This is a genomic window from Microlunatus ginsengisoli (assembly GCF_039537205.1).
In the GTDB taxonomy this organism is placed as follows: Bacteria; Actinomycetota; Actinomycetes; order Propionibacteriales; family Propionibacteriaceae; genus Microlunatus; species Microlunatus ginsengisoli.
Genome location: NZ_BAABAB010000044.1, coordinates 50171 through 73576 on the forward strand (window position 1 = coordinate 50171; position 23406 = coordinate 73576).

Annotated in this window: 26 protein-coding genes; 18 read left to right on the forward strand and 8 right to left on the reverse strand. The window is 71.6% G+C overall.

Translation table 11 applies throughout. The features are described 5' to 3' along the window. The first annotated feature begins 153 nt into the window (after positions 1–153). A complete protein-coding gene (locus tag ABD747_RS22155) occupies positions 154–438 on the forward strand; it encodes a WhiB family transcriptional regulator (protein ID WP_344808870.1) in 285 nt (94 codons plus the stop codon). Here ABD747_RS22155 and ABD747_RS22160 read toward each other — a convergent pair. Next, entirely contained in the window at positions 376–1521 is a 1146-nt protein-coding gene (locus ABD747_RS22160; RefSeq protein ID WP_344808740.1) for an ArsA family ATPase, read from the reverse strand. The genes ABD747_RS22155 and ABD747_RS22160 overlap by 63 nt on opposite strands. After that, on the reverse strand, positions 1521–2528 hold the full coding sequence (locus ABD747_RS22165; protein ID WP_344808742.1) for an ArsA-related P-loop ATPase: 1008 nt from the start codon (positions 2526–2528) through the stop codon (positions 1521–1523). Before ABD747_RS22165 ends, ABD747_RS22160 begins: the two co-directional genes overlap by 1 nt. 260 nt (positions 2529–2788) lie before the next feature. Between ABD747_RS22165 and ABD747_RS22170 the strand changes: the two genes are divergently transcribed. Genes ABD747_RS22170 through ABD747_RS22195 form a run of 6 tightly spaced genes read left to right on the forward strand, consistent with a single transcriptional unit; the run spans position 2789 to position 6716 of the window. Beyond that, on the forward strand, positions 2789–3181 hold the full coding sequence (locus ABD747_RS22170; protein WP_344808744.1) for a VOC family protein: 393 nt from the start codon (positions 2789–2791) through the stop codon (positions 3179–3181). 4 nt (positions 3182–3185) lie between these two features. Continuing rightward, complete coding sequence (locus ABD747_RS22175) at positions 3186–3359, forward strand: DUF4177 domain-containing protein (protein WP_344808746.1); 174 nt, start codon at positions 3186–3188, stop codon at positions 3357–3359. Beyond that, the gene (locus ABD747_RS22180) at positions 3356–3847 is read left to right on the forward strand and encodes a RidA family protein (protein ID WP_344808748.1); all 492 of its coding nucleotides are present in this window, start codon (positions 3356–3358) and stop codon (positions 3845–3847) included. The genes ABD747_RS22175 and ABD747_RS22180 overlap by 4 nt, the downstream gene beginning before the upstream one ends. An 11-nt stretch (positions 3848–3858) precedes the next feature. Then, positions 3859–4527, forward strand: coding sequence for an NUDIX hydrolase (locus ABD747_RS22185; protein ID WP_344808750.1), 669 nt, complete (start codon positions 3859–3861; stop codon positions 4525–4527). Next, positions 4527–5303: an MBL fold metallo-hydrolase gene (locus tag ABD747_RS22190; protein WP_344808752.1), complete on the forward strand. Its 777-nt coding sequence runs from the start codon at positions 4527–4529 to the stop codon at positions 5301–5303. Before ABD747_RS22185 ends, ABD747_RS22190 begins: the two co-directional genes overlap by 1 nt. Positions 5304–5360: 57 nt before the next feature. Continuing rightward, on the forward strand, positions 5361–6716 hold the full coding sequence (locus ABD747_RS22195) for a trypsin-like peptidase domain-containing protein (protein WP_344808754.1): 1356 nt from the start codon (positions 5361–5363) through the stop codon (positions 6714–6716). 72 nt (positions 6717–6788) lie between these two features. On the opposite strand, the gene ABD747_RS22200 is transcribed toward ABD747_RS22195, so the two are convergent. Further along, positions 6789–7466: a Crp/Fnr family transcriptional regulator gene (locus ABD747_RS22200; RefSeq protein ID WP_344808872.1), complete on the reverse strand. Its 678-nt coding sequence runs from the start codon at positions 7464–7466 to the stop codon at positions 6789–6791. 182 nt (positions 7467–7648) lie between these two features. On the opposite strand from ABD747_RS22200, the gene nth reads away from it, so the two are divergent. The 5 genes from nth to ABD747_RS22225 are packed head-to-tail and all read left to right on the forward strand — an operon-like array spanning position 7649 to position 12143. Then, positions 7649–8374, forward strand: a complete 726-nt coding sequence (nth, locus tag ABD747_RS22205) for an endonuclease III (protein WP_344808756.1) — start codon at positions 7649–7651, stop codon at positions 8372–8374. Then, positions 8371–9000, forward strand: a complete 630-nt coding sequence (locus tag ABD747_RS22210; RefSeq protein WP_344808758.1) for a TlpA family protein disulfide reductase — start codon at positions 8371–8373, stop codon at positions 8998–9000. The genes nth and ABD747_RS22210 overlap by 4 nt, the downstream gene beginning before the upstream one ends. A 16-nt stretch (positions 9001–9016) precedes the next feature. Continuing rightward, complete coding sequence (locus ABD747_RS22215) at positions 9017–9688, forward strand: NUDIX hydrolase (protein WP_344808760.1); 672 nt, start codon at positions 9017–9019, stop codon at positions 9686–9688. Then, on the forward strand, positions 9678–10412 hold the full coding sequence (locus ABD747_RS22220) for an HD domain-containing protein (RefSeq protein ID WP_344808762.1): 735 nt from the start codon (positions 9678–9680) through the stop codon (positions 10410–10412). The genes ABD747_RS22215 and ABD747_RS22220 overlap by 11 nt, the downstream gene beginning before the upstream one ends. Positions 10413–10415: 3 nt before the next feature. Continuing rightward, positions 10416–12143 carry a glycoside hydrolase family 13 protein gene (locus ABD747_RS22225; protein ID WP_344808764.1) on the forward strand — a complete coding sequence of 576 codons (1728 nt, stop codon included), beginning with the start codon at positions 10416–10418 and terminating at the stop codon, positions 12141–12143. A 7-nt stretch (positions 12144–12150) separates the two neighbouring features. Here ABD747_RS22225 and ABD747_RS22230 read toward each other — a convergent pair whose 3' ends face one another. The 5 genes from ABD747_RS22230 to ABD747_RS22250 all read right to left on the reverse strand — a co-directional run bounded on the left by ABD747_RS22230 (position 12151) and on the right by ABD747_RS22250 (position 17647). Continuing rightward, positions 12151–12936 carry an alpha/beta fold hydrolase gene (locus ABD747_RS22230; protein WP_344808766.1) on the reverse strand — a complete coding sequence of 262 codons (786 nt, stop codon included), beginning with the start codon at positions 12934–12936 and terminating at the stop codon, positions 12151–12153. Between the two features lie 104 nt (positions 12937–13040). Continuing rightward, positions 13041–13487 carry a phage holin family protein gene (locus ABD747_RS22235; protein WP_344808768.1) on the reverse strand — a complete coding sequence of 149 codons (447 nt, stop codon included), beginning with the start codon at positions 13485–13487 and terminating at the stop codon, positions 13041–13043. Positions 13488–13518: 31 nt separating this feature from the next. Further along, positions 13519–14736, reverse strand: coding sequence for a Na+/H+ antiporter NhaA (gene nhaA, locus ABD747_RS22240; RefSeq protein ID WP_344808770.1), 1218 nt, complete (start codon positions 14734–14736; stop codon positions 13519–13521). Positions 14737–14769: 33 nt separating this feature from the next. Then, complete coding sequence (gene acs, locus ABD747_RS22245) at positions 14770–16743, reverse strand: acetate--CoA ligase (RefSeq protein ID WP_344808772.1); 1974 nt, start codon at positions 16741–16743, stop codon at positions 14770–14772. 151 nt (positions 16744–16894) lie between these two features. After that, positions 16895–17647, reverse strand: a complete 753-nt coding sequence (locus tag ABD747_RS22250) for a class I SAM-dependent methyltransferase (RefSeq protein ID WP_344808774.1) — start codon at positions 17645–17647, stop codon at positions 16895–16897. A 17-nt stretch (positions 17648–17664) separates the two neighbouring features. Here ABD747_RS22250 and ABD747_RS22255 point away from each other — a divergent pair, with 17 nt between their 5' ends. From ABD747_RS22255 to ABD747_RS22280, 6 genes are all read left to right on the forward strand, one after another. Continuing rightward, positions 17665–18354, forward strand: coding sequence for an oxidoreductase (locus ABD747_RS22255; protein WP_344808776.1), 690 nt, complete (start codon positions 17665–17667; stop codon positions 18352–18354). 549 nt (positions 18355–18903) lie between these two features. Further along, the gene (gene ssd / locus ABD747_RS22260) at positions 18904–19983 is read left to right on the forward strand and encodes a septum site-determining protein Ssd (protein ID WP_344808778.1); all 1080 of its coding nucleotides are present in this window, start codon (positions 18904–18906) and stop codon (positions 19981–19983) included. After that, on the forward strand, positions 19980–21170 hold the full coding sequence (locus ABD747_RS22265; protein WP_344808780.1) for a TadA family conjugal transfer-associated ATPase: 1191 nt from the start codon (positions 19980–19982) through the stop codon (positions 21168–21170). Before ssd ends, ABD747_RS22265 begins: the two co-directional genes overlap by 4 nt. Further along, positions 21167–21991 carry a type II secretion system F family protein gene (locus ABD747_RS22270; RefSeq protein ID WP_344808782.1) on the forward strand — a complete coding sequence of 275 codons (825 nt, stop codon included), beginning with the start codon at positions 21167–21169 and terminating at the stop codon, positions 21989–21991. Before ABD747_RS22265 ends, ABD747_RS22270 begins: the two co-directional genes overlap by 4 nt. Beyond that, complete coding sequence (locus tag ABD747_RS22275) at positions 21991–22878, forward strand: type II secretion system F family protein (protein WP_344808784.1); 888 nt, start codon at positions 21991–21993, stop codon at positions 22876–22878. The genes ABD747_RS22270 and ABD747_RS22275 overlap by 1 nt, the downstream gene beginning before the upstream one ends. A gap of 161 nt (positions 22879–23039) precedes the next feature. Next, positions 23040–23375, forward strand: a complete 336-nt coding sequence (locus tag ABD747_RS22280) for a DUF4244 domain-containing protein (RefSeq protein WP_344808786.1) — start codon at positions 23040–23042, stop codon at positions 23373–23375. Positions 23376–23406: the final 31 nt, after the last annotated feature.

Here is a 23406-nt window from a genome sequence, read left to right on the forward strand (position 1 = left end):
ATTCTTACACCCGAAACCTGGGCGTCGGCTAGGTCACGAATGAGAAACGACCAGGTCTGGACTGGCGCGATTCCCATGCTATCCGTACGATACGAACTGCCGTGGAGTACGGGCCGGGGAAAGCCCGCCGCGGTAGGGGGAAGGGGAGCAGTGATGACTGCTATTCATCACGAAGACTGGACCGCGCGCGCCAAGTGCAAGGGCACCACGGACGCGCTGTTTCCGGAAGCAGCAGACCAGAAGCGGGCCCGACTGTTCTGTCAGGGTTGCCCGGTGCGCTTCGAGTGCCTCGCGGAGGCGCTCGACAACCGCATCGAGTGGGGCGTCTGGGGCGGCATGACCGAGCGCGAGCGGCGTCAGCTGCTTCGTCAGCGCTCAGACATCGTCTCCTGGAGCGACGTCCTGACCGGCCAGAAGCGAGCCCACGCGGCGAAGTGACGCCAGGTCGGTGACGTCGCTCGGCATCGCCTGGACCAGCGTGCGGGGGACCCGGGGACGGGTCGCCGAGAAGCGTTCGAGCAGCAGCTGCTCGCGCGCGATCGTGCGCTGCAAGGCGGCGTGACGGCGTAGCGCCTCGATCTCGACCGGCCGCCGGCCGCCGAGGTCCTCGGCGAGCGCCAGCGCGCGCTCCGCCGACAGCGGCACGCCCGAGGTGTGCACGCGGTTGATGATGACGCCGGACAGCGGCATCTTCTCCTCGCTCAGCCGGTCGACGAAGAACGCTGCCTCGCGCAGCGCGTCGTGTTCCGGCGCGGCCACCACGAAGAATGTGGTGTGCTCGGAGGAGAGCAGCGCGAACGTCTCCATCGCGCGCTGCCGGAAGCCGCCGAACAGGGCCTCGAACGCCGAGACGAACGTGTGGACGTCGGTCAGGATCTGGCTGCCGAGCACCTTGTTCAGCGCCGAGGAGACCAGCCCGAAGCCGGCGCTCATCAGGCGGAACGGACCCTTCGTCGGGGCCAGCAGGATGCGCAGGAACCGGCCGTCCAGGAGCGAGCTCAGGTGCTCGGGCGCGTCCAGGAAGTCCAGCGCGGAGCGAGCCGGCGGGGTGTCCACCACGATCAGGTCCCAGCTGCCGGTGGCCTCCGCCTCGGCGTGCAGCTGGCCGAGGCGTTCCATCGCCATGTATTCCTGGGTGCCGGCGAACGACGACGACAGGGCGACGTAGAACGGGTTGGCGAGGATAGCATCGGCCTTCTCCGGCGTGGTGTGTTCGAGCACCACCTCGTCGAAAGTCCGCTTCATATCGAGCATCATCGCGTCCAGGCTGCCGCCGTTGCTCGGGTCGAACCCGTGCACCCGGCGGGGAGTGTTGTCGAGTTGGCCGACGCCCAGCGACTGCGCCAGCCGCTTCGCCGGATCGATGGTCAGCACCACGACCTTGCGACCGGCCTCGGCGGCGCGCAGGGCGAGTGCGGCCGACACCGTCGTCTTGCCGACCCCGCCCGACCCGCAGCAGATGGCGATCTTGGTGGTGGGATCGGCGATCACGGCGTCGACGTCCAGCGCCGGAACCGGCATCAGGTCACCTCCAACGCCAGCTGCTCGCGCAGCCGGACGGCCAGCTGAGGCAGGGCGCCGAGGTCGACGCCCGCGGGGTCGTACGCCAGCTCGGCCATCGCAAGTCCCAAACCGGCCAGCCGCTCCTGCCGCGCGCGCTGCTCCAGTGCTCGGGCCGCGTCGGCGGCATACTCCCTGGCCAGGGTCGCATTCTGCGCCTTGGTCAGGCCCGGCACGGCGAACGCGTAACCGTCCGCCGCAGCCTCGCTCAGCTCGTCGTCGGTCAGCGGGCTGGCGATCACCATGTTGGCGATCACCGTGCCGACCCTGATCTTGGTGGGTGCGAGGTCCTCGACCGCTTCCTCGGTCTCGGTCACCGGCATGTCCTCCAGCAGCGTGACCAGGTGGACCACCGTGCTCGCCGAGCGCAGCACCCGCATGATCGACTCGGCCTGGTTCCGGATGGGGCCCATCTTGGCCAGTCCGGAGACCGCCTCGTGCACGTTGAGGAACTGGGCGATCCGTCCGGTGGGCGGCGCGTCCAGGACGACGGCGTCGTACGCGTTCGGCAGGCCCTTCTCCCGCCGCCTGACCGCCTCGTACACCTTTCCGGTGAGCAGGACGTCCCGCAGCCCGGGCGCGATCGAGGTCGCGAAGTCCACCGCGCCGACCCTGTCCAGCGCGCGGCCGGCGAGCCCGAGGTGGTAGAAGCTGTCCAGGTATTCCAGCAGCGCGTCCTCGGCGTCGATGGACAGCCCGAACAGGTCGCCGCCGTCGGCGGTGCGCAGCAGCCGGCGCTCGGTCGGACCGGTCAGGCTCGCTACCTCGAACAGCTCGGCGATGCCCTGCCGGCCCTCGACCTCGCAGATCAGCACCCGCCGGCCGGCGGTGGCCAGCGCGCAGGCGAGGGCGGCCGCGACCGTGGTCTTGCCCGTGCCGCCCTTGCCGCTGACGATGTGCAGCGTGTGCCGCGGAGCCGGGCCCGCCGCGGCGAGCGCGGTTCCCGTCTTGGCCCGTGCGGCGTTCACCCTGGTGATCGTAGCCAGCAGCCCGAAGCGCGCCGGGCGGGTGCGGCGTGATCGACTCGGGTGGGGCATGCCGCCACTCCGCACCCGGCCCGGCAGAGCTGGCGCCACTCCGCACCGCGGAGGTGCACTCCGCACCCTGCGTGCGGGGTGCGGAGTCGATCTCCAAGGTGCGGAGTCAGGCTGGGAGCGGGAGCGGGGCGGGCTGCCGCGGAGTGCGCGAGCGGAAGGTTCCTGTCGGTGCTGGGTGCCACGATGGCCAGATGAGCGAGTCCGAGGGGGCGGTCCGGCTCGGGTCGGCCGTGATCGACACCGACGATCCGGCTGGTCTGGCCGCGTTCTATGCCGCGCTGCTGGGGTGGCCGGTGCATCGGCAGGAGGAGACCTGGATCTGTCTGACCGGACCGGGCGGGCTCGAGATCGCGTTCCAGTTCTCGATCGGACACCGGCCGCCGACCTGGCCCGATCCGGACGTCCCGCAGCAGCTGCACCTCGACTTCTACGTCCAGGATCTGCCGGCCGCGGTCGAGCGGGCCCTCGACCTGGGCGCCCGGACCGCCGGGGTGCCGGACGACGAGCAGGTGGTGATCCTGGTCGACCCGAGCGGCCATCCGTTCTGCCTGTGTCTGGCGCCGGAGCGCAGGCAAATACCCTAGCGGCATGACCAAGTGGGAGTACGTGACCGTGCCGCTGCTGGTGCACGCCACCAAGCAGATCCTGGACAACTGGGGTGCCGACGGGTGGGAGCTGGTGCAGGTGGTGCCGGGGATGAACCCGGAGAACCTGGTGGCCTACCTGAAGCGGCCGATCCCGGCGCCCGGGAGCGATGCGTGAGCCACCGATCGCCGTCCGAGCGGCTGGCCGAGCTGGGGGTGGTGCTGCCCGCGGTGCCGACACCGGCGGGGGCGTACGTCCCCGCGGTCCGGGTCGGTGACCTGGTCTATACCGCGGGTCAGTTGCCATTCGTGAACGGTGAGCTGACCGAGACAGGTCTGGTGGGCGCGGACGTGTCCGCGGAGCGAGCCGCCGAGCTGGCCCGGACGGCGGCGATCAACGCGGTCGCCGCGGTCGCCGACCTGACCGGTGGGGTCGACGCGATCGGTCAGGTGGTCAAGGCCGTGGTGTTCGTCGCCAGCGCGCCCGACTTCGTCGATCAGCCCGCGGTCGCGAACGGGGCCAGCGAGGTGCTGGGCGCGATCTTCGGCGACGCGGGTCGGCACGCCCGCAGCGCGGTCGGGGTGGCGGTGCTGCCGAAGAACTCGCCGGTCGAGGTCGAGCTCGTCGTCCAGGTCCACTCGACGCCGACGATCCACCCGCTGTAGGGATCTCGGCGGTGCCGACCACGTCCGTCGACGTCCTGGCCCGGCTGAGCCCTGCGGTGCCGGCCGCGCTCGCGGCCAAGGCGGCGAGCTGGCCCGCCGACCGCGAGCCGGTCGCGCCCCGGCTCTCGGCCAGTGTCGTGCTCGTCCGCCAGGCATCGGACGAGCTCGAGGTGTACCTGTTGCACCGGCACGCCCGGATGGCGTTCGCCGCGTCGATGGTCGTCTTTCCCGGCGGCGGCCTGGACCCGGTCGACGAGGGAGCCGACGATCCGATCCGAGCGTGCGCGGTGCGCGAGACCCTCGAGGAGACCGGGGTCCGGCTGGAGCCCGCCGCGCTGCGGGACTGGGCGCACTGGGTGACGCCGCAGGTGGAGCCACGGCGTTTCGACACCCGGTTCTTCCTGGGCGTGCTGCCGGCCGGTCAGCGGGCGCGAGACGTGTCCGGCGAGACCGAGCGGGCGGCCTGGACGACACCCGCCGACGCGCTGGCGGCCGCCGAACGTGGCGAGATCGGACTGATGCCGCCGACCCTGTCGATCCTGGTCGAGCTGGCCGACGCCGGGACCGTGCCCGAACTGCTCCAGCGCGCCGCAGACCGGCGGGTGCTGACCGTGCGTCCCCGGCTGGTCCGCGACGGCGACGGCTGGAGATTCAGCTACCCATCAGCGGAGGATGCCTAGTGGCCGACCGGATCATCGACGACATCAGCCTCGTCCGGGCCGCCAATCCCGGCCCGATGACCCTCACCGGGACCAACACCTACATCGTCGGCGCCGCCGAGCAGCGGCCGGTCGTGGTCGACCCGGGCCCGCTCGACGAGGCGCACCTGACGGCCATCGTCGACGCCTGCCCGCGCGGCGCGGGCACGATCGTGCTGACCCACTGGCATCACGACCACTCCGAGGCGGCCGCCGACCTCGCCGCCCGGCTGGGCTGCCCGGTGCGAGCAGTGGACGAGCGCTATCGGCTGGGTGAGCTGGGTCTGGCCGACGGTGATTCGATCGACGCCGGCAGCTGCACCGTGGACGTGATCGCCACCCCGGGACACACGGCGGACTCCGTCTGCCTGCTGGTCCGGACCCCCGGCGGCGCGTGGCTGCTGACCGGCGACACGGTGCTGGGCACCGGAACGAGCGTGATCATGCATCCGGACGGTCATCTGGGGTCGTACCTGGACTCGATCGATCGGCTGACCGCGGTCGTGGCCGCCGAGAAGGTCGAGCGGCTGCTGCCCGGGCACGGACCGGTGGTCGACGACCCGGCCGGCTGGCTCGCCTTCTATCGGCAGCACCGTCGGGAGCGGCTGGAGCAGGTCCGGGAGGCCCTGGCCGCCGGCGACACCACGGCGGCCGAGGTAGTGGCCCGGGTCTATGCCGACGTCGACCGATCCGTCTGGCCCGCGGCCGAGCGCTCGGTCGCCGCTCAGCTCCAGTTCCTGGCCGAAACTGCCTCGTAGCCACCTCATCGAGATCGCACAGGGGACGCACAGACTTGGCACGGACCCTTGAGTCTCATGAGCGATCAGTCCGGGTTGAACACCCCTCCGTTCGGCGGCCAGCACTTCGGGACACCCGCCGGTCCCACCTATTCCGCGCAGCCGTACACGGGTGCCTCCCAGCCGTACGCGGGTCCTTCCCAGCCGTACCCGGGCGCCTCGCAGTCGTACCCCGATGCGAACCAGCCGGCCGGCCCGGATGGTCGCATCCCCGGCTACACCGGCGCCGACTTCCCGGCACCGGGCGGGGTCACCACCCTGCAGCCGGCGCCGGCGCCGGCGGCGCCGCCGAAGCAGTCGAATCGGCTCGGCGCGGTGATCGTCGCCTCGGCACTGTCCGCCGTGCTCGGCGTCGGCGCGGGCATCGGCTCGTACGCGTACTTCACCGGCGGCGGCAGCGTGGCGTCCCCGATCACCGTGACGACCCAGCAGGCGGCCAACTCGCCGAAGCTGGACGGGACCGTCACCGCGGCCGCGGCGAAGATCCAGCCGTCGGTGGTCACCATCACCGTCCAGTCGGGCAACTCCGGCGACATCGGCACCGGCGAGGTGCTCGACACCGACGGTCACATCCTCACCAACAACCACGTGGTCGCGGCGGCGAAGGACAGCGGCACGATCACGGTCACCTTCAACGACGGCCGGACCGCTTCGGCCAAGATCGTCGGCACGTCGGACACCAATGACCTCGCGGTGATCAAGGTGGACGGCGTCAAGGACCTGACCCCGGCCACGTTCGCCACGTCGGGTTCGGTCCAGGTCGGCCAGGCGGTCGTCGCCGTCGGCGCGCCGCTCGGGCTGTCGGAGTCGGTCACCAGCGGCATCGTGTCGAACACCGCTCGCCCGGTCCGCTCCGGCGACGACGGCAACGCCGTCTATCTGGCGGTGCAGACCGACGCGGCGATCAACCCCGGCAACTCCGGCGGCCCGCTGGTCGACCTGAACGGTCAGATCGTCGGCATCAACTCCTCGATCGCGAGCACCGGTTCCTCCAGCGACGGCAGCCAGTCGGGCAACATCGGCATCGGCTTCGCCATCCCGTCCGACATCGCGGTCCGGGTCGCCTCGGAGATCATCGCCAAGGGCACCTACACCAACTCCGCACTCGGGGTCTCGCTGGGCAGCCAGGGCGACTCGGCCGTGTCCACCGCCACGGGCGTACCGCTGCAGGACGTGACCGCCGGCGGAGCCGCCGCCAAGGCCGGCCTGCAGGCAGGTGACGTGGTCACCAAGGTGAACGACTTCCCGACCACCAGCGCCGACGGCCTGATCGCCGCCACCCGGTTCTACGCACCGGGCACCAAGGTGACCGTCACCTACACCCGCGACGGTGCGACGAAGACCGCGGACGTGACCCTCGGCTCGCTGTCCTGAAACCCGACGACTCCGTCAGCCGCTCGGCATCACAGCTGGTGCCGAGCGGCTGATCTGCCGGTGGGGGTGGGGTCAGCGGGCGCGGCGCTCGACCCGCTGGACGTCGAGGATGGTGACCGATCGCGGCTCGAGCCGGATCCAGCCGCGGGCGGCGAAGTCGGCCAGCGCCTTGTTCACCGTCTCGCGCGAGGCGCCGACCAGCTGGGCCAGCTCCTCCTGGGTCAGGTCGTGGTGCACGTGGATGCCGTCCTCCCGCCGGTCGCCGAAGCGGGAGGCGAGCTCCAGCAACTGCTTGGCCACCCGGCCGGGTACGTCGGAGAAGACCAGGTCGGCCAGAACGTCGTTGGCCCGGCGGAGCCGGCCGGCCAGCTGCGCGAGCAGGCCGAGGGCGACCTCGGGCCGGCCGGTGAGCCAGCCCATCAGCTCCTCGTGCTCCAGGGTCCGGATCACGCACGACGTGACAGCGGTCGCGGTGGAGGAGCGCGGCCCGGGGTCGAACACCGACAGCTCGCCGAACATCTGGCCGGGGCCGAGAATGGCGAGCAGGTTCTCCCGCCCGGCCGAACCGCTCCGCCCCAGTTTGATCTTGCCGCTGATCACCACATAGAGCCGGTCCTCCGCATCACCCTCGTGGAACAGCACCTCGCCCTTGTTGAGCTTGATCGTCCCCATCGTCTGGGACAGGGCGGTCGCGGCCTCGTCGTCGAGATTGGCGAACAGTGGCGCCTTCTTCAGCACCTCCGGGTCCACCGATCCACCCGACGTCTTGATCGCTGGGCGCGTGGCGGAGAATCTATTACCAGCGGGCATGGTGGTAAGGCTACCGCTCGCCCCTGTGCTGTGGCAGATGCCACACGACCGCGGCGTTTCCGGCCGTCGACTAGGTGTTTCTCGGGCCGACCCGGGCCGGCGGCAGCAACTAGGCTGGGGCCGTGGACCGCCGTACGACCCCCGCCGCAGCGCCGGGCGCGAGCCGGACGGCGCTGGTCCGGCGGGCCCGGCTGATCAACCGAACGCTCGCCGAGACCTATCCCGACGCGCACTGCGAGCTCGACTTCAGCACTCCGCTGCAGCTGCTGGTGGCGACCATCCTGTCGGCCCAGTCCACCGACAAGCGGGTCAACTCGATCACCCCGGCGCTGTTCGCCCGCTGTCCCGACGCAGCGGCCTATGCCGGCGCCGACCGCGCCGAGCTGGAGGCCCTGATCATGCCGACGGGATTCTTCCGGGCCAAGACGGATACGTTGATCAAGCTGGGCGACGCCCTGGTCACCAGGTTCGACGGCGAGGTGCCGGGCACGCTGAAGGACCTGGTCACGCTGCCGGGGGTGGGGCGGAAAACCGCGAACGTGGTGCTGGGCAACGCGTTCGACGTGCCCGGGATCACCGTCGACACCCACTTCGCCCGGTTGTCGCGTCGCTTCGGCTGGACTACCCAGACCGAGCCGGACCGGATCGAGCTCGAGGTGGGCGCGCTGTTCCCGCGCAAGGACTGGACCCAGCTCTGCCACAACGTCATCTGGCACGGCCGGCGCCGCTGCCATGCCCGGAACCCGGCCTGTGGAGCCTGCCCGGTGGCCCGGCTCTGCCCGGCCTACGGAGAGGGCGAGATCGATCCGGTGAAGGCCGCCAAGCTGGTCCGCGAGCCGCGCGGATGAGCAGGCCGATCGCGCGGCTCGGGGCGGCTGCGCTCCCCGCCGTGCTGCTGCTCGGCGGCTGCACCCAGACCTCGGCGGGCGACACCCCGCGGGACGTCCCGACGAGCGCCGTGGCACCTGCGACCCTGGCCGAGATGAAGGCGGATGCGGGCATCCAGGACTGTCCCGCCTCGGACCCGACCGTGGCGCCGCAACCGAACGGCCTGCCCGATGTCGCCGTCGGCTGCCTCGGGGGTGGCCGGGACGTACGACTGGCCGGCCTGCGCGGCACCCCGATGCTGATCAACGTCTGGGGCCAGTGGTGCCTGCCGTGCCGGCAGGAGGCGCCCTACCTCACCGAGATCGCGAACTCGCCGCACGCGGGTCTCAGCCTGATCGGCATCGACTACGACGACCCGAGGCCGGACTACGCGATCGAGTGGGCCCAGCTGTCGAAGTGGCGCTATCCGCAGCTCGCGGATCCGGATCGTACGCTGGCGGGCCCGCTGAAGGTCGCCGGTGGTCCGCCGCAGACCTTGTTCGTTGACGCCGAGGGGAAGGTCGTGTTCCGGCACGCCGGCGCGTTCACCTCGGCCGACCAGATTCGCGACCTGGTCCGTCAGCACCTGGGCGTGAAGCTCACGTGAGCGAGCGGGTCGAGAGTTGAGCACACCGGACTGGCTGCATTCCCTGCTGGATGCCCTCGACGACCACGAACGGCTGGCGGCCTCCGTCGCCCTGCGGCCGGGGGTCGGCGCGCGCGCCGCGGCCGTGCTGATGCTGATCGGGGAGGGCCCGCGCGGGCCGGAGATCTTGTTCGTCGAGCGCGCCGCGAGCCTGCGGACGCACGCGGGCCAGATCGCGTTCCCCGGCGGGGCGGCCGACCCCGGTGACGCCGATCTCGCCGTCACCGCCCTCCGCGAGGCCCAGGAGGAGACCGGGGTCGACCCGACCGGGATCCGGATCCTCGGCTCGCTGCCGCCGGCGCACGTCGAGGTCAGCGGCTTCGATGTGACCGCGGTGGTCGGCTGGTGGCAGAATCGGAGTCCGGTCGGTCCCGCCGATCCGCGCGAGGTCGCCTCGGTGGTGGTCGTGCCCGTCGCCGATCTGCTCGATCCCGCGAAGCGGGTGCGGGTGACCCACCCGTCCGGGTACGTCGGACCGGCGTTCCAGGTCGGCGGCCACCTGATCTGGGGGCTCACGGCTCATCTGCTGGACGGCCTGCTCGGGCTGGCCGGCTGGCAGGCCGACTGGGACGACACCCCGTTCGTCACCGTTCCCGCCAGATACCTGACCGATCGTTCGGACACCTCCGGAGGCCAAGATGCCCACTGACCCCGCCATCGACGCGACGCGCGACGGCCCTGAGCTCGACGGCCCTGAGTTCGACGGCCCTGAGCTCGACGGCCCTGGGCTCGACAGGCTGGAGGGGGAGCTGATCGAGCAGTGGGACCGGCTGCTGCCGCACCAGACCGAACTCGGCCGGGACCTGCTGCGGCGATACCGGGAGAAGCACCGCCACTACCACGACGTCCGGCACCTGGCCGCCGTGCTGCGCCGGATCGACGAGTTCGCCGACGACCACGACCTGTTCCTGGTCCGGCTGGCGGCCTGGTTCCACGACGCGGTCTATGCGATTCCACCCGGCCAGCTGTCCAACGAGGACGCGTCGGCCCGGCTGGTGCGGCGCGAGCTGGGTCGCGCGGGGCTGGAGCAGGAGGACATCAACGAGGTGGCTCGGCTGGTCCGGCTGACCACGACCCATCGGCCCAAGCCGCACGATCCGGAGGGCGAGTTGCTCTGCGACGCCGATCTCGCCGTGCTGGCCGGGACGCCGGAGGAGTACGCGGCCTACGTCGCGGCCGTCCGTGCGGAGTACGGCCACGTGCCGGACGAGGTGTTCGTCCCCGGCCGGCTGGCGATCATGACGGAGCTGCTCACCGGCAACCTGTTCCACACCACCAAGGGCTTCCGGCTGGAGCGCGCCGCGCGGGCGAACGTGGAGGCCGAGGTGGCTGACCTCGAGGCTCGGGCGGAAGCGCTCGTGGGAGGATCGTGAGCCGTGACCGCGACCGAGTTCAGCGCCCCTGAGACCCGCCCGGACGACTGGTGGAGGTCGGCCGTCGTCTATCAGATCTATCCGCGCTCGTTCGCCGACAGCAACGGCGACGGCACCGGTGACCTGCCCGGAATCGCTGAGCACGTGGACTATCTGGCCGAGCTGGGCGTGGACGTGGTCTGGCTCTCGCCGGTCTATGCGTCGCCGATGGACGACAACGGCTACGACATCAGCGACTACCAAGACGTCGACCCGCTGTTCGGCACGCTGGAGGATCTGGACACCCTGATCGGGCTGCTGCACGAGCGTGGGATGAAGCTGGTGATGGACCTGGTGGTCAACCACACCTCCGACGAGCACGCCTGGTTCGTGGAGGCGCGGAATCCGGACTCGCCGAAGCGCGACTGGTATTGGTGGCGCCCGGCCCGCGAGGGCTTCGAGCCGGGCACCTCGGGGGCAGAGCCGACCAACCACGAGGCTGCCTTCTCGGGCTCGGCCTGGCAATACGACGAGGCGAGCGGGGAGTACTACCTGCACCTGTTCAGCCCCAAGCAGCCGGACCTGAACTGGGAGAACCCGGAGGTCCGGCAGGCCGTCTACGCGATGATGCGCTGGTGGGTCGAGCGCGGCGTCGACGGCTTCCGGATGGACGTGATCAATCTGATCTCCAAGCCCACCGGCGATCTGGTCGACGGCGTCGTGCCGCCGGGTCGCCGGCTCGCCCCCGGGATGGACATCGTGGCGAACGGACCCCGGCTGGACGAGTTCCTGGCCGAGATGAACGCCGCGGTCGGGCTGAGCGCACAGAACCTGATCACCGTCGGCGAGATGCCAGGCTCGACCATCGAGGTGGCGCGGCGGGCGACCGACCCGGCCCGCAACGAGCTGAACATGGTGTTCACCTTCGAGCACGTGAACCTCGACCAGAAACTGGGCGGGGCGAAGTGGGACCTGGAGGAGCTCAGACTGCCGCTGCTGAAGCGGAACCTCGCCGACTGGCAGGAGGGTCTGGCCGACGCCGGCTGGAACTCGCTGTACTGGAACAACCACGACCAGCCCCGCGCGGTGTCCCGGTTCGGTGACGATCATCCCGAACATCGGGCGACCTCGGCCAAGACGCTCGGCACGATTCTCCATCTGCACAAGGGAACGCCGTACGTCTATCAGGGCGAAGAGCTCGGCATGACGAACACCTACTATTCCGAGATCGCGCACTACGCCGACCTGGAGTCGATCAACTACCATGCCGAGGCGGTCAGCCTGGGCCTGGCGGCCGAGGCCGTGATGGAGTCGATCAAGATCAAGAGCCGGGACAATGCGCGGTCGCCGATGCAGTGGAACGCGAGCACCCACGCGGGGTTCACCGAGGGCATCCCCTGGCTGGCGGTGAACGCGAACTACGTGACGATCAACGCCGCCGCTGCCGTCGCCGACCCGGACTCGGTCTTTCACCACTACCGCAAGCTGATCGCGCTCCGGCATGATCATCCGGTGGTCGTCGAGGGCCGGTTCGAGCTGTTGCTGGCCGACCATGATCAGCTCTGGGCGTTCACCCGGACCCTCGACGACCAGCGGTTGCTGGTGCTCGCCAACTGCTCCTCGTCGCCGGCACAGCTGCCGCTGGATGCGATCCCGTCGACGGCGGGGGCGGAAGTCTTGCTGGCCACCCACCCGGACTCCACCGGATCGACCCTCGCCCCGTGGGAGTCCCGCATCATCGCGCTGGCCTGACGCGCGCTCATTCGAGTGCGCTGAGCCAGCCCAGCAGTGCGTCGGTGACGGCGTCCGGATCCTCCTCGTGGGGGAGGTGACCGACGCCGGGCAGCTGGATCACGCGGTGCGGGCCGGCGACGTAGCGCTGCGCCGAGGTCATCGCGACCAGCGGCAGCACCGGATCCTCCCGGCCGTGGATCGACAGCAGCGGAGCAGTGGTGCCGCGCCGGAGCGCCCGGCGCAGCTCGCGCCCGGCGCTCCGCAGCCGGTCGCGGGCGAACATCCGCTGGTACTCCAGGGCGCAGTGCGGGCTCGGCCAGAGCATCAGCGCGTCCCGATAGCGGCGGGCGTCCTGGTCCGGCAGCCAGTCCCGGCCGGGCGCCGCGCGGGAGCGCAGCAGGTGCTCGACGTACGCACCGCTGCGGGCGACGATCCTGCGCTCGGGTAGCACCGGCAGCTGGGCCCAGGCGAGCTCGCGGCCGGCCCGGCGCCACGGGTAGGTCAGTGGATGGGGCGAGGCGATCATGACCAGCGCACGGACCTGTTCGGGGACGTACGCGGATGCGGCCCAGGCCGCCATCCCGCCCCAGTCGTGGCCGACGAGCACGGCCTGCCGATGGCCGAGGCTGCGGATCACGCCGGCGATGTCGCCGGCGGTGGTTCTGGCGTCGTACCCCCGGGGAGTCTTGTCGCTCGCACCGTAGCCACGGAGGTCCATCGCGGCGACCGCGTACCCGGCCGCGTCCAGCGGGACGATCTGGTGCCGCCAGGCCCACCAGAACTCGGCGAAGCCGTGCAGCAGCACGACCATCCGGCGGCTGCTCGCAAAACCCGGCCCGCAGGCGAGGTGGAAGCGGGCCCCGTTGGCGGCGACGTCGACGTGCCGCCAGGGCCCGTCGATCTCGATGTCGGGAATCAGCGCAAGGCGCGCTGTTCGACGACCTTGCCCTCGATCTGCGGCGCCTTGGCGGCGGCCAGCGCGTTCTTGGCGGCCGTCTTCACGTCGTCGATCGTCTCGGTCGCGGTCGCGATGGTCCGCTCCGGCGGCGTGACCTTGTCGACCCGGGTCTTGCCGATCAGGGCCAAGATGGCGGCCAGCACCAGCAGCGCGCCGCCGACGATCACGAAACCGGCCCAGACCGGAAGCCCCGCCGCGGCGATGCCGTACGCCGCGGCGAAGAACAGCAGCAGCATCGCGGTGATCGCGAAGTAGCCGGCGGCGCCGAACAGGCCCGCTCCCAGCCCGGCCTGCTTGGCCGACGGGATCAGCTCCGCCTTGGCAAGCTCGACCTCGTCGCGGATCAGCAGCTTCACATCGTCGCTGATGTCCTTGATGATGTCGCCGACCTTGGGTGTTGCCATCGCCGACTCCTTCCGTTGCTCTTCGCGAAGCCTAGCCGTCCGGCTCGGACGGTGTCCGAGCCAGTCCATACCCGCCGCGGCGCCTTCTGACCCGCAGTGCGACGGTGGCCAGCACGGCAGCGATCAGGGACGCGGCCAGGACGGCGGTCTTGGCGTGCTCCTGAGTGACCGGTTCGGTCTCGAACGCCAGCTCCGCGACCAGGAGGGACACCGTGAAGCCGACTCCGCCCAGCACCGACACGTCGAAGACTTCCCGCCAGCTCAGATCCTCGGCCAGTTCGGCCCGGGTGAACCTGGCCGTGATCACGGATCCGCCGAAGATGCCGATGATCTTGCCGAGGACGAGGCCGACGACGATGCCGATCGCGACCGGGTCGGTGACGCTGCCGGCGAGGGCGGCCATCGAGATCGGCACGCCCGCGGCGAAGAAGGCGAACAGCGGGACAGCCGCACCCGCCGAGATCGGCCGCCACAGGTGCTCCCAACGGTCCAGCGGCGCGGTCGGGTCGCTGGCGGAGCCCCGGGTGAGCAGCCCGAGCAGGACGCCGGCGATGGTCGGATGGACCCCGCTGCGATACATGCACCACCAGCAGGCGACGCCGAGCGGCAGCCACCACCACCAACCGGGCACCCGGCGGTTCTGCAGCAGCCACCACAGACCGGCGACGACCAGCGCGGCGAGCAGCCAGAGCAGCGACACGTGCTCGGTGAACACCGTCGCGATCACGATGATCGCGCCCAGATCGTCCACGATCGCCAGGGTGAGCAAGAAGGCGCGCATGCTGGCCGGCAGCGACCGGCCGACCACCGCCAAGATCGCCAGCGCGAACGCGATGTCGGTCGCCATCGGGATCGCCCAGCCCGCCGGTTTCCCCGACGGCGCCGCCAGGTTCAGCGACAGATAGAGCAGCGCCGGAACGATCATCCCGCAGAGCGCGGCGACGATCGGCACGAGTGCCTGGCTCGGTCGGGCCAGCGAGCCCTCGGTCAGCTCGCGCTTCAGCTCGAGGCCGGCGACGAAGAAGAAGATCGTCAGTGCCCCGTCGGCGGCCCAGTGCTGCAGGCTCATCGGGCCGAGCTGGACGTGCCGGAGGTGCTCGTAGGAGGCGAAGTCGATCGTCGACCAGACCAGCGCGAGCACGGCGGCCGCGAGCATCAGCACGCCGCCCACGGTCTCCTGGCGGAGAATCTCGGCGACGGTCGTCACGTCCTCGTCCGAGCTGCGCCCGAACAGCACGATGCGTTTCACCGCGCCGGACCTACCCTCGACCGCCGAACCGGTTCACTCCTGCGTCGGCTGGCCGGCGAGGTTCTCCTTGATCAGGTTCATCACCGAGGAGTCGGTCAGGGTGGTCACGTCGCCGAGCTCGCGGTTCTCCGCGATATCGCGCAGCAGCCGGCGCATGATCTTGCCCGAGCGGGTCTTGGGCAGCTCCTCGACGACCATGATCTGTCGCGGTTTCGCGATCGGACTGATCTCCTTCGCCACGTGGTCGCGGAGCTCCTTGACCACGTCGGGGCCGCCGTCACCGGCGTCCGCACGCAAGATCACGAAGGCGACGATCGCCTGGCCGGTGGTCTCGTCGGCCGCGCCGACCACCGCCGCCTCGGCCACCTTCGGGTGGGAGACCAGGGCGGACTCGATCTCGGTGGTCGACATCCGGTGGCCGGACACGTTCATCACGTCGTCCACCCGGCCGAGCAGCCAGATGTCGCCGTCCTCGTCCTTCTTCGCGCCGTCACCGGCGAAGTACATGCCGTCGTAGCGCGACCAGTAGGTGTCGACGTAGCGCTGGTCATCGCCCCAGATGGTGCGCAGCATCGCGGGCCAGGGCTTGGTCACCACGAGATAGCCGCCCTCGCCGTTGCCGACCGGGTTGCCGTCCATGTCGACCACCTCGACCGCTACCCCGGGCACCGGCGTCATCGCCGCGCCGGGCTTGCCGGCGGTCACCCCGGGCATCGGAGCGATCATGTGCATGCCGGTCTCGGTCTGCCACCAGGTGTCGATCACCGGCGTCTCGTCACCGCCGATGAAGTGCCGATACCAGACGTACGCCTCGGGGTTGATCGGTTCGCCGACCGATCCCAGCACCCGGAGGCTGGACAGGTCGAAGCCGTCCGGGATGTCGGAGCCCCACTTCATGAAGGTCCGGATCGCGGTCGGCGCGCAGTACAGGATGGTCACCCGGTACTTCTCGATGATCTCCCACCAGCGGCCCTTGTGCGGGGTGTCCGGCGTGCCCTCGTACATGATGCTGGTCGCGCCGTTCACCAAGGGCGCGTAGACGAGGTAGGAGTGGCCGGTGACCCAGCCGATGTCGGCGGCGGTCCAGAACACGTCGGTCTCGGGCTTCAGGTCGAAGCTCGCCCAGTGCGTATACGCCGTGCCGACCAGATAGCCGCCGGTGGTGTGCAGGATTCCCTTCGGCTTCCCCGTGCTGCCGGAGGTGTACATGATGTAGAGCGGGTGCTCGGCGGGGAACGTCTCGGGGGTGTGCTCGGTGGACTGCTTGCCGACGTACTCGTGCCACCACAGGTCCCGGCCCTCGGTCATCGCGGTCTCCTGGCCGGTGCGCCGGATGACCAACACGTTGCGGACGTCGGGGCAGCTCTTCAGGGCCTCGTCGACAGCGGGCTTCAGCGCGGCGGGCGAGCCGCGCCGGTAGCCACCGTCAGCGGTGATCACGACCTCCACCCCGCAGTCGGTGATCCGCGAGGCGAGGGCGTCGGCGGAGAAGCCGCCGAAGACGACCGTGTGCGGGGCCCCGATCCGGGCGCAGGCGAGCATCGCGACCACGGCCTCGGGAATCATCGGCAGATAGATCGCGACCCGGTCGCCGGTCTTCACGCCCAGCTCCAGCAGGGCGTTCGCCGCCTGCCTCACCTCGTCGGTGAGCTGGGCGTAGGTGATCTCACGGGTGTCGCCCGGCTCGCCCTCGAAGAAGAACGCCACCCGGTCGCCGTTGCCGGCCTCGACGTGCCGGTCCAGCGCGTTGTAGGCCGCGTTCAGGGTGCCGTCGGCGTACCACTTCGCGAACGGGGCGCCGCTCCAGTCCAGGGTCTGGGTCGGCTCGGTGCCCCAGCTCAGTCGCTTGGCCTGCTCGGCCCAGAAGCCCTCGAAGTCGGCGGCGGCCTGTTCGTACGTCGCCCGCGTGACGTTGGCGCTCGCCGCGAGGTCGGTGGGCGGGTCGAACTGGCGCTCCTCGTGCAGCAGATTCGACAGGGTCTCATGGCCGGCGTCTTGAGGGCTCACCAGTTCCTCCTCGAGTGTTGAGCAGACAGGAGCGCCCGGGCGGTCGACGGCGACTCCTCGGGTCAACCCTAGTAAGGCCCCGTTGCGACCCCGTTGCGCCCTGTTCTTGGTGGGTTCGCGCTCGCCGATGCGGCCGGGCGGACCCGTGGGGTCAGAACTTGATCTCGACCGCGTCCGGGTCGTCGCTGATGGCCAGCTGGGAGTGGTCGACCACCGCTCTCCAGCAGGCGGCCTGGAAGGGCAGCAGCAACGGCTCCGGCGGGCGGGCCACCGTGTCGTACAGCTGGCCGACCTCGGCCAGCAGCGCCTGCCGGGTGCTCTGGTCGAGCCTGGCGGTCCCCGGTCGTCGCTCGATCATCGTCAGCAGGCCGTCCCGGGTCACCGGGATCCAGTTGCGGAAGTTGCGCCGCTCCAGGCCGGTGAAATAGGGGCTGTCGGCCAGGGTGGCGACCGAGTGCTGCCCGTAGTCGCCGCTCATCGCCTCCGGGTCCGCCGCCCTGGTCATCGCCAGCAGCCGCTTGACCCACGGCACCGTGTCGTCGCGGCTGTTGTAGGCCACCGCGATCCGTCCGCCGGGCTTCAGCACCCGCGCGATCTCGGTCAGTGCCAGCCCCGGCGCGAAATGGTGCAGGGTCTGCGAGGCGGTCACCACGTCGAAGTGGCAGGACAGGAAGGGAAGCGCCTCGACCCGGGCGGCGGTGATCCGCGCGTCCGGCAGCCGCTCCCGCAGCTCTGCGCACACCCGGGCGCTGCGGTCGACGGCAAACACCTCGTGCCCGGCGGCGGCCAGCATCTGGGCGAAGCCGCCCTTGCCCGAGCCGAGATCCAGCACCCGCGCCGGACGTTCGCCCAACAGCCAGTCGACGGCGGCCGTCGGGTACGGCGGGCGGGGCGTGCGTTGCATGAGCCAGACTCTATCGAGTGTCCACCGACCCGCTCGTCGATCTGGCCCGGCTGGAAGGTGTGCCCTCGGAGCTGGCGGCGGCTCGGGACAGCGTCGATGTCCTGCTGCGGGATCGCGGGCTCCGCGTCGTCAGCGCCGAGCAGTCGGCCCAGGCGCTGTTGGCAGCGGCGCGCGCCAGCGCGGCGCTGACCGGCGATCCGGACCGCTGGTTGCCCGGTGCGGTCCGCCTGGCGCGCGAGCTGCCGGCGCTGAGCGCGCTCGTGCTGGTCTCGCCCGGCCAGGCGCTGGCCCGCGCGCACGCCCTGGCCGCGCACGGCGAGGTCGGCGACGACGCCCTCGGCCGGCTGCGTGACGACGGCGAAGCCGGGCGGCGGACCGCGGCGCTGGCCGAGCTGCTCTGCCGGCCGACCGAGGCGCCGGCGCTGCTGCTGGCGGCGATCGCCCACGCGGAGCTCGCGGTGGTGGCGCCGTTCGGGTCGGCCGACGGCCTGGTCGCTCGCGCCGTCGAGCACATGGTGCTGATCGCTACCGGGGTCGATCCGCTCGGGGTGGTGGTGGTGGAGTCCGGGCATGCCGCGGACCCGGCCGGGTACGTGCACGCGCTGGACGGGTACGCCTCGGGCACCGTGAGCGGGGTGCGGGCCTGGCTCGTGCACTGCGCGCGGGCGGTCACGTACGGCGTCTCGGCTTCGCCGCTCGTGCGGTGAGCGATCCCGGGCGGTGAGAGAACTCGGGCGCTGCAGCAAACTGCCCCGGACGTGACTCGGCGCCCGCGATTGCGGGCGCCGCGTCTGCACGTCGACTCCGAGTGACCAAGCGTGCATTCTGGTGTGTTGGCCAAGGCAAGCCTTGTACGCAACGGCCCGTCGTGGATGGGTGATCGCCGCGTGGGTGCTCGGTGCAGTTGTGCAGGACACTGGCTCGTGCGAAAACGACTACGTGGGAGAGGCGCGTCTGGGCGCCATGCGGCACCCAGAGCCAACTCTCGACACGCACTCAAAACCGACGAGTCAGAGTTCCTTGGAGACATTTCTACCGTCCCGACGGCGGCTTGAAAAGCCCTTGCACCAAAGAAGATCCTGATGATTCGAGCCCGCCCGAGCGGATAGCCCGGCGATCCGCCTGCGGGTCAAGATCAACTCTTTCAAGATCATGTTCTCGGCCGGGTTGTCCACAGCCGGCGGCCCGATTCGGGGTTGTCCACAGCTCGGCTCCTCGGGCGGCACGATCGGCCGCCCGCTCCGCAATGTGGGGATATGGAGATCTCTGTGCGTTCCGCTCTGCTGGTGACCGCCGACGACGCGCTGCTGGACCAGACGCTGGCCGTCTGCGCGGCGGCCGGGGTGGAGCCCGAGCTGGCCGCCGATGTCGGGGCGGCGCGCGCCCGCTGGGCGGCGGCGGCCGTCGTGATGATCGGCGCCGATCAGGCCCACCGGCTGACCGAGCAGGAGCTGCCGCGGCGGTCCCAGCTGCTGCTGCTGGATCTGGCCGACCCGGTGCCGGGTTTGGCGGAGCTGTCCAGGCGGCTGCGCGCGCCGGTGCTGCGGCTGCCCGCGGACGCGATCCGGCTGACCGCGACGCTCGCCGACGCGTTGGGCCGGTCGACCGCGCGGGGCCGGGTGCTGGCCGTTGCCGGCGGATCCGGCGGCGTGGGGGCCTCGACGCTGTCCACCGCACTGGCCGTGGTCGCCGCGCGCGCCGGACGGCGCACGCTTCTGGTCGACCTCGATCCGTTGGGTGGCGGGATCGATCTGCTGGTCGGCGCCGAGCGGGAGCCGGGATGGCGTTGGCCGCGACTGCTCGGCGCCCGCGGCCACCTGGGCGATCTGCGCGGGCAGCTGCCGCGGCTCGAGGGGATGGATCTGGTCGCCATGTCGCGCGGCGTCGTCCCGGCGCGGTCGCAGCTCCCGACCCCGGAAGCCATGGCCGCCGTCGTGTCGTCCGGCAGCCGGAGCCACGAGCTGGTCGTGCTGGACCTCGGGCGGACGGCCTCGGAGCTGTCGCCGGCCGCGCTGCGGCTCGCCGACTCCGCTCTGCTGCTCGTGTCCGCGGACGTACGCGGGGTGGCAGCGGGTCGGGAGACGCACGGCCGGTTGGCGTCCTCGTGCGGTGACTGGCACCTGCTGCTTCGTCGGCCGCGGGCCGGTGGGCTGCCGGCTGCGGACGCCGCCGACGGCTTCGAGGCCGCGCTGCTGGCCGCGATCGAGGACGACCCGGCGCTCGCCTTGGCGGCGCAGCGCGGGACGCCGCCCGCGAGAGCGGCGCGGAGCCAGCTGGCCCGCGCCTGCCGCACGGTGCTGAGCACCGTGGTCTGGCCCGAGGCGTCGGCGGCATGAGCATGGTCGAGACCTCCGTCCCGCTCGCACCGTCGGCGATCGACCGCTCCGCCGACCTGGACCGGTTGCGGAGCAGATTGGTGGGACTCGGACGCCCGCCGACGGCGCAGGACGTCGCCGAGGCCATGCGGGCCGAGGGCCGTCCGGTCAGCGACCGCGCCCTGATCGAGACGCTGGAGGAGCTGCGCCGCGGCAGCGTCGGCGCCGGTCCGCTCGAGCCCCTGCTGCGCGAGCCCGGAGTCACCGATGTGCTGGTGAACGGACCCGACCAGGTGTACGTCGACCGCGGCCGGGGCCTGGAGCCGCGACCCGTGCGGTTCGGCACCGACGAGGAGGTACGCCGGCTGGCCCAGCGGCTGGCCGCATCGGTGGGCCGGCGGCTGGACGACGGCTCGCCGTTCGTCGACGCACGGCTCGCCGACGGCACCCGGGTGCACGCGGTGCTCGCCGGGGTCGCCGCGCCGGGCACCTGCCTGTCGCTGCGGGTGCCGGCGCGGACGTCGTTCAGCCTGGCGGACTGCGTGGAGTCCGGCTCGCTGACCGCGGCGGGAGCCGAGGTGCTGCGCCGGATCGTGGCGTCCCGGCTGGCCTACCTGATCAGCGGAGGCACCGGCTCGGGCAAGACCACCCTGTTGGCAGCTCTGCTCGGGCTGGTGCCGGCGAACGAACGGATCGTCGTCGTCGAGGACTCGCGCGAGCTCGCGCCGAACCATCCCCACCTGGTGCGGATGGAGGGCCGGCCGGCCAATACCGAGGGCGCCGGTGCGATCACCCTGACGGACCTGGTCCGGCACTCGCTGCGGATGCGGCCGGATCGACTCGTCGTCGGCGAGGTCCGAGGTGCCGAGATCGCCGATCTGCTCGCGGCCATGAACACCGGCCACGAGGGCGGCTGCGGGACCGTGCACGCGAACTCGGCCGCGGACGTCCCGGCTCGGCTTGAGGCGCTGGCGGCGCTCGGTGGCATGGCCCGGCAGGCGCTGCATGCCCAGGTCGCGTCCGCGCTGCACGCCGTCGTCCACATCTCCCGACGCGACGGCGGACCGAGACGGGTCGAGGGGATCAGCGTGCTCGATCGCGATCCCGTGGGCGGGCTGGTCAGCACGGTGCCGGCGCTGATCTTCGGTCCCGACGGCCGGACCCGGATCGGGCCTGGCGGCGAGCGGCTGGAGAGGTTGCTGGGATGACGCTGCTGTGCGCCCTGCTGGTCGTCATCGCTGTCGTGCTGGCGGTGCCACCCCCCGCGGGCCGGACGCTGGCGCGGCGGCTCGACGCGGTCGAGGCCGCACCGGATCGCCAGCGCGGGCGACTGGCCCGCTGGTCGATCGGGTCGCTCATCGTCGCGTCGGTGCTCGCGGGCGGCGCCCTGGTGGCCGGTTCGGCGGGCGCCGTCGCCGCGGCGGCCGCGACGATCGCCGGATCGACCAGCTGGCATCTGTTCCGACTGCGTCGCCGGAGCCGCCGGGCGGCCGGGGCGCGGGCGGAGGTCGCCCATGCGTGCCGGGTGCTCGCCGGGCAGCTGCGGGTCGGACGGATCCCGGCCGACGCGGTCCGGGTGACCGCGACCGACTGCCCGGTCCTCGCCACCGCGGCCGCGCTGCTCGATCTGGGCGGTGATCCGGTCGCGCACTGGCGGGAGCGATCCGGACGGCCGGGCCAGGCCGGGTTACTGGTGCTGGCGCGGGCGTGGAGCGTGTCGACCCGAACCGGAGCGCCGCTCGCGCCCGCGCTGGAACGGGTCGCCGCGGCGCTCGCGACCGACCTCGCGGTCGAGCGGCTGGTCGCCGGCGAGATCGCGTCGGCCCGGGCCACGGGCAAGATCATGGCGGCGCTGCCAGTCTGCGGGATCGGGCTCGGCTATCTGATCGGCGGCCGGCCGCTGCAGTTCCTGGTCGCCGGTCCGGTGGGTTGGGGCTGCCTGCTGGCCGGTGTCTCGGCGGCCGCGATCGGAGTGCTCTGGATCGACCGGCTCGCTCGGACCGCCACCGACGTACCGATGGAGCGGTGATGAGCGGCTGGACGGCGGCAGCGCTGTCGGCCGTGTTCGCCGCGGTTGCCGTGCTGTGCTGGCTGGCACCGGCGAGGGACCGTCGGCTGAGGCGCGGACGGGCGGGGCACCGGACCAGCCGCGCCGGCCGGGACGCGCCGGCGGCAGCGACCGCCGGGGAGCACCCAGACGGCGTGGAGCCGCCGGTCCTCCCGCCGTGGCAGCGTGCTGGGCGCGCACCCGGCTGGCGCGGTGTGCTGGCCGGCCGGTTCGACGCACCTTCGCGGGGCCGGCGGGTGCTGGTCGCGGCCGCCCTGGCCCTCGTCGCGGCGGTGGTGGCGACATCGCTGTTGCCCACGGTGCCGCTCGCTCTGCTCGTCATCGTCGCGCCGGTCGCGACCGCTGCCGGCGCGATCTGTCTCGGTCTGCTGGAGCCGGCGGCGACGCGGCGCCGGAACCGGCGGTTGGTGATGGACGCACCGCAGGCGCTCGACCTGCTGGCGGCCTGTCTCGCGGCCGGGCTGCCGGCCAGGAACGCGACCGCGGCCGTCGTTGCGGTGTTCGACGGTCCGGTCGCCGACGACCTCGGGTACGTGGTTCGGGCAGTGGACGTCGGGCTGTCCGACGTCGACGCCTGGCGAGCCCTGCGCGGACATCCGCAACTGGGCGAGGCGGCCGTCGACCTCGCGCGAGCGGTCGAGTCCGGGACGCGGATGGTGGAGACGCTGACGTTCTATGCCGACGAGGCACGACTGCGCCGGGCGGCAGCGGTGGAGAGCGCGGCCAAGGCGGTCAGCGTGCGCTGCGTCCTGCCGATGACGCTCTGCTTCATCCCGGCTTTCATCCTGCTGGGCGTGCTGCCGGCGACGATCTCGGCCTTCCTGGCCGCCGTCCCGGACATCTTCTGAGCCCGTCGGCGGCCGGAGTTGTCCACAGGTTCGGAGCGGTCCGAAGCGTCATCCACAGATTTTCGCGAGGGTGAACGATTCGTGTCCCGATCGGGAGTGTCCAGGTGCATCCAGATCGGATGGCGGCGCCACGAGGCGCCTGTGAACGAAGGGAAACACCCATGATCAACAACCTGGACTGCTCCGGCGCCGAGGTCGTGGACATCACCGATCGGTTCCAGCTCGACGCCGGGCCGTTCGACCTCGACGCCGGCCACCTCGACCCGGGCGACCTCGACCTGGGCGTCGTGCCCTCGCCCGTCGGCGCGACCGGTCTGGCCCGGCGGCTCGGTGATCGCGGCATGGTGACCGCCGAGTGGGCGGTCGGCGTGGTGGTCGCCGTCTCGCTCGCCGGGCTGCTGCTGCTGTTCGTGGTCAAGGGGCCGGCGAAGGATCTGATCACCGGCATCATCCTGAAGATCATCAACGCGGTGTCGGCCTGGGGCCTGAAGGGCTGACGGCGGGGCGATGAGGACGAGCCGAGGTTCC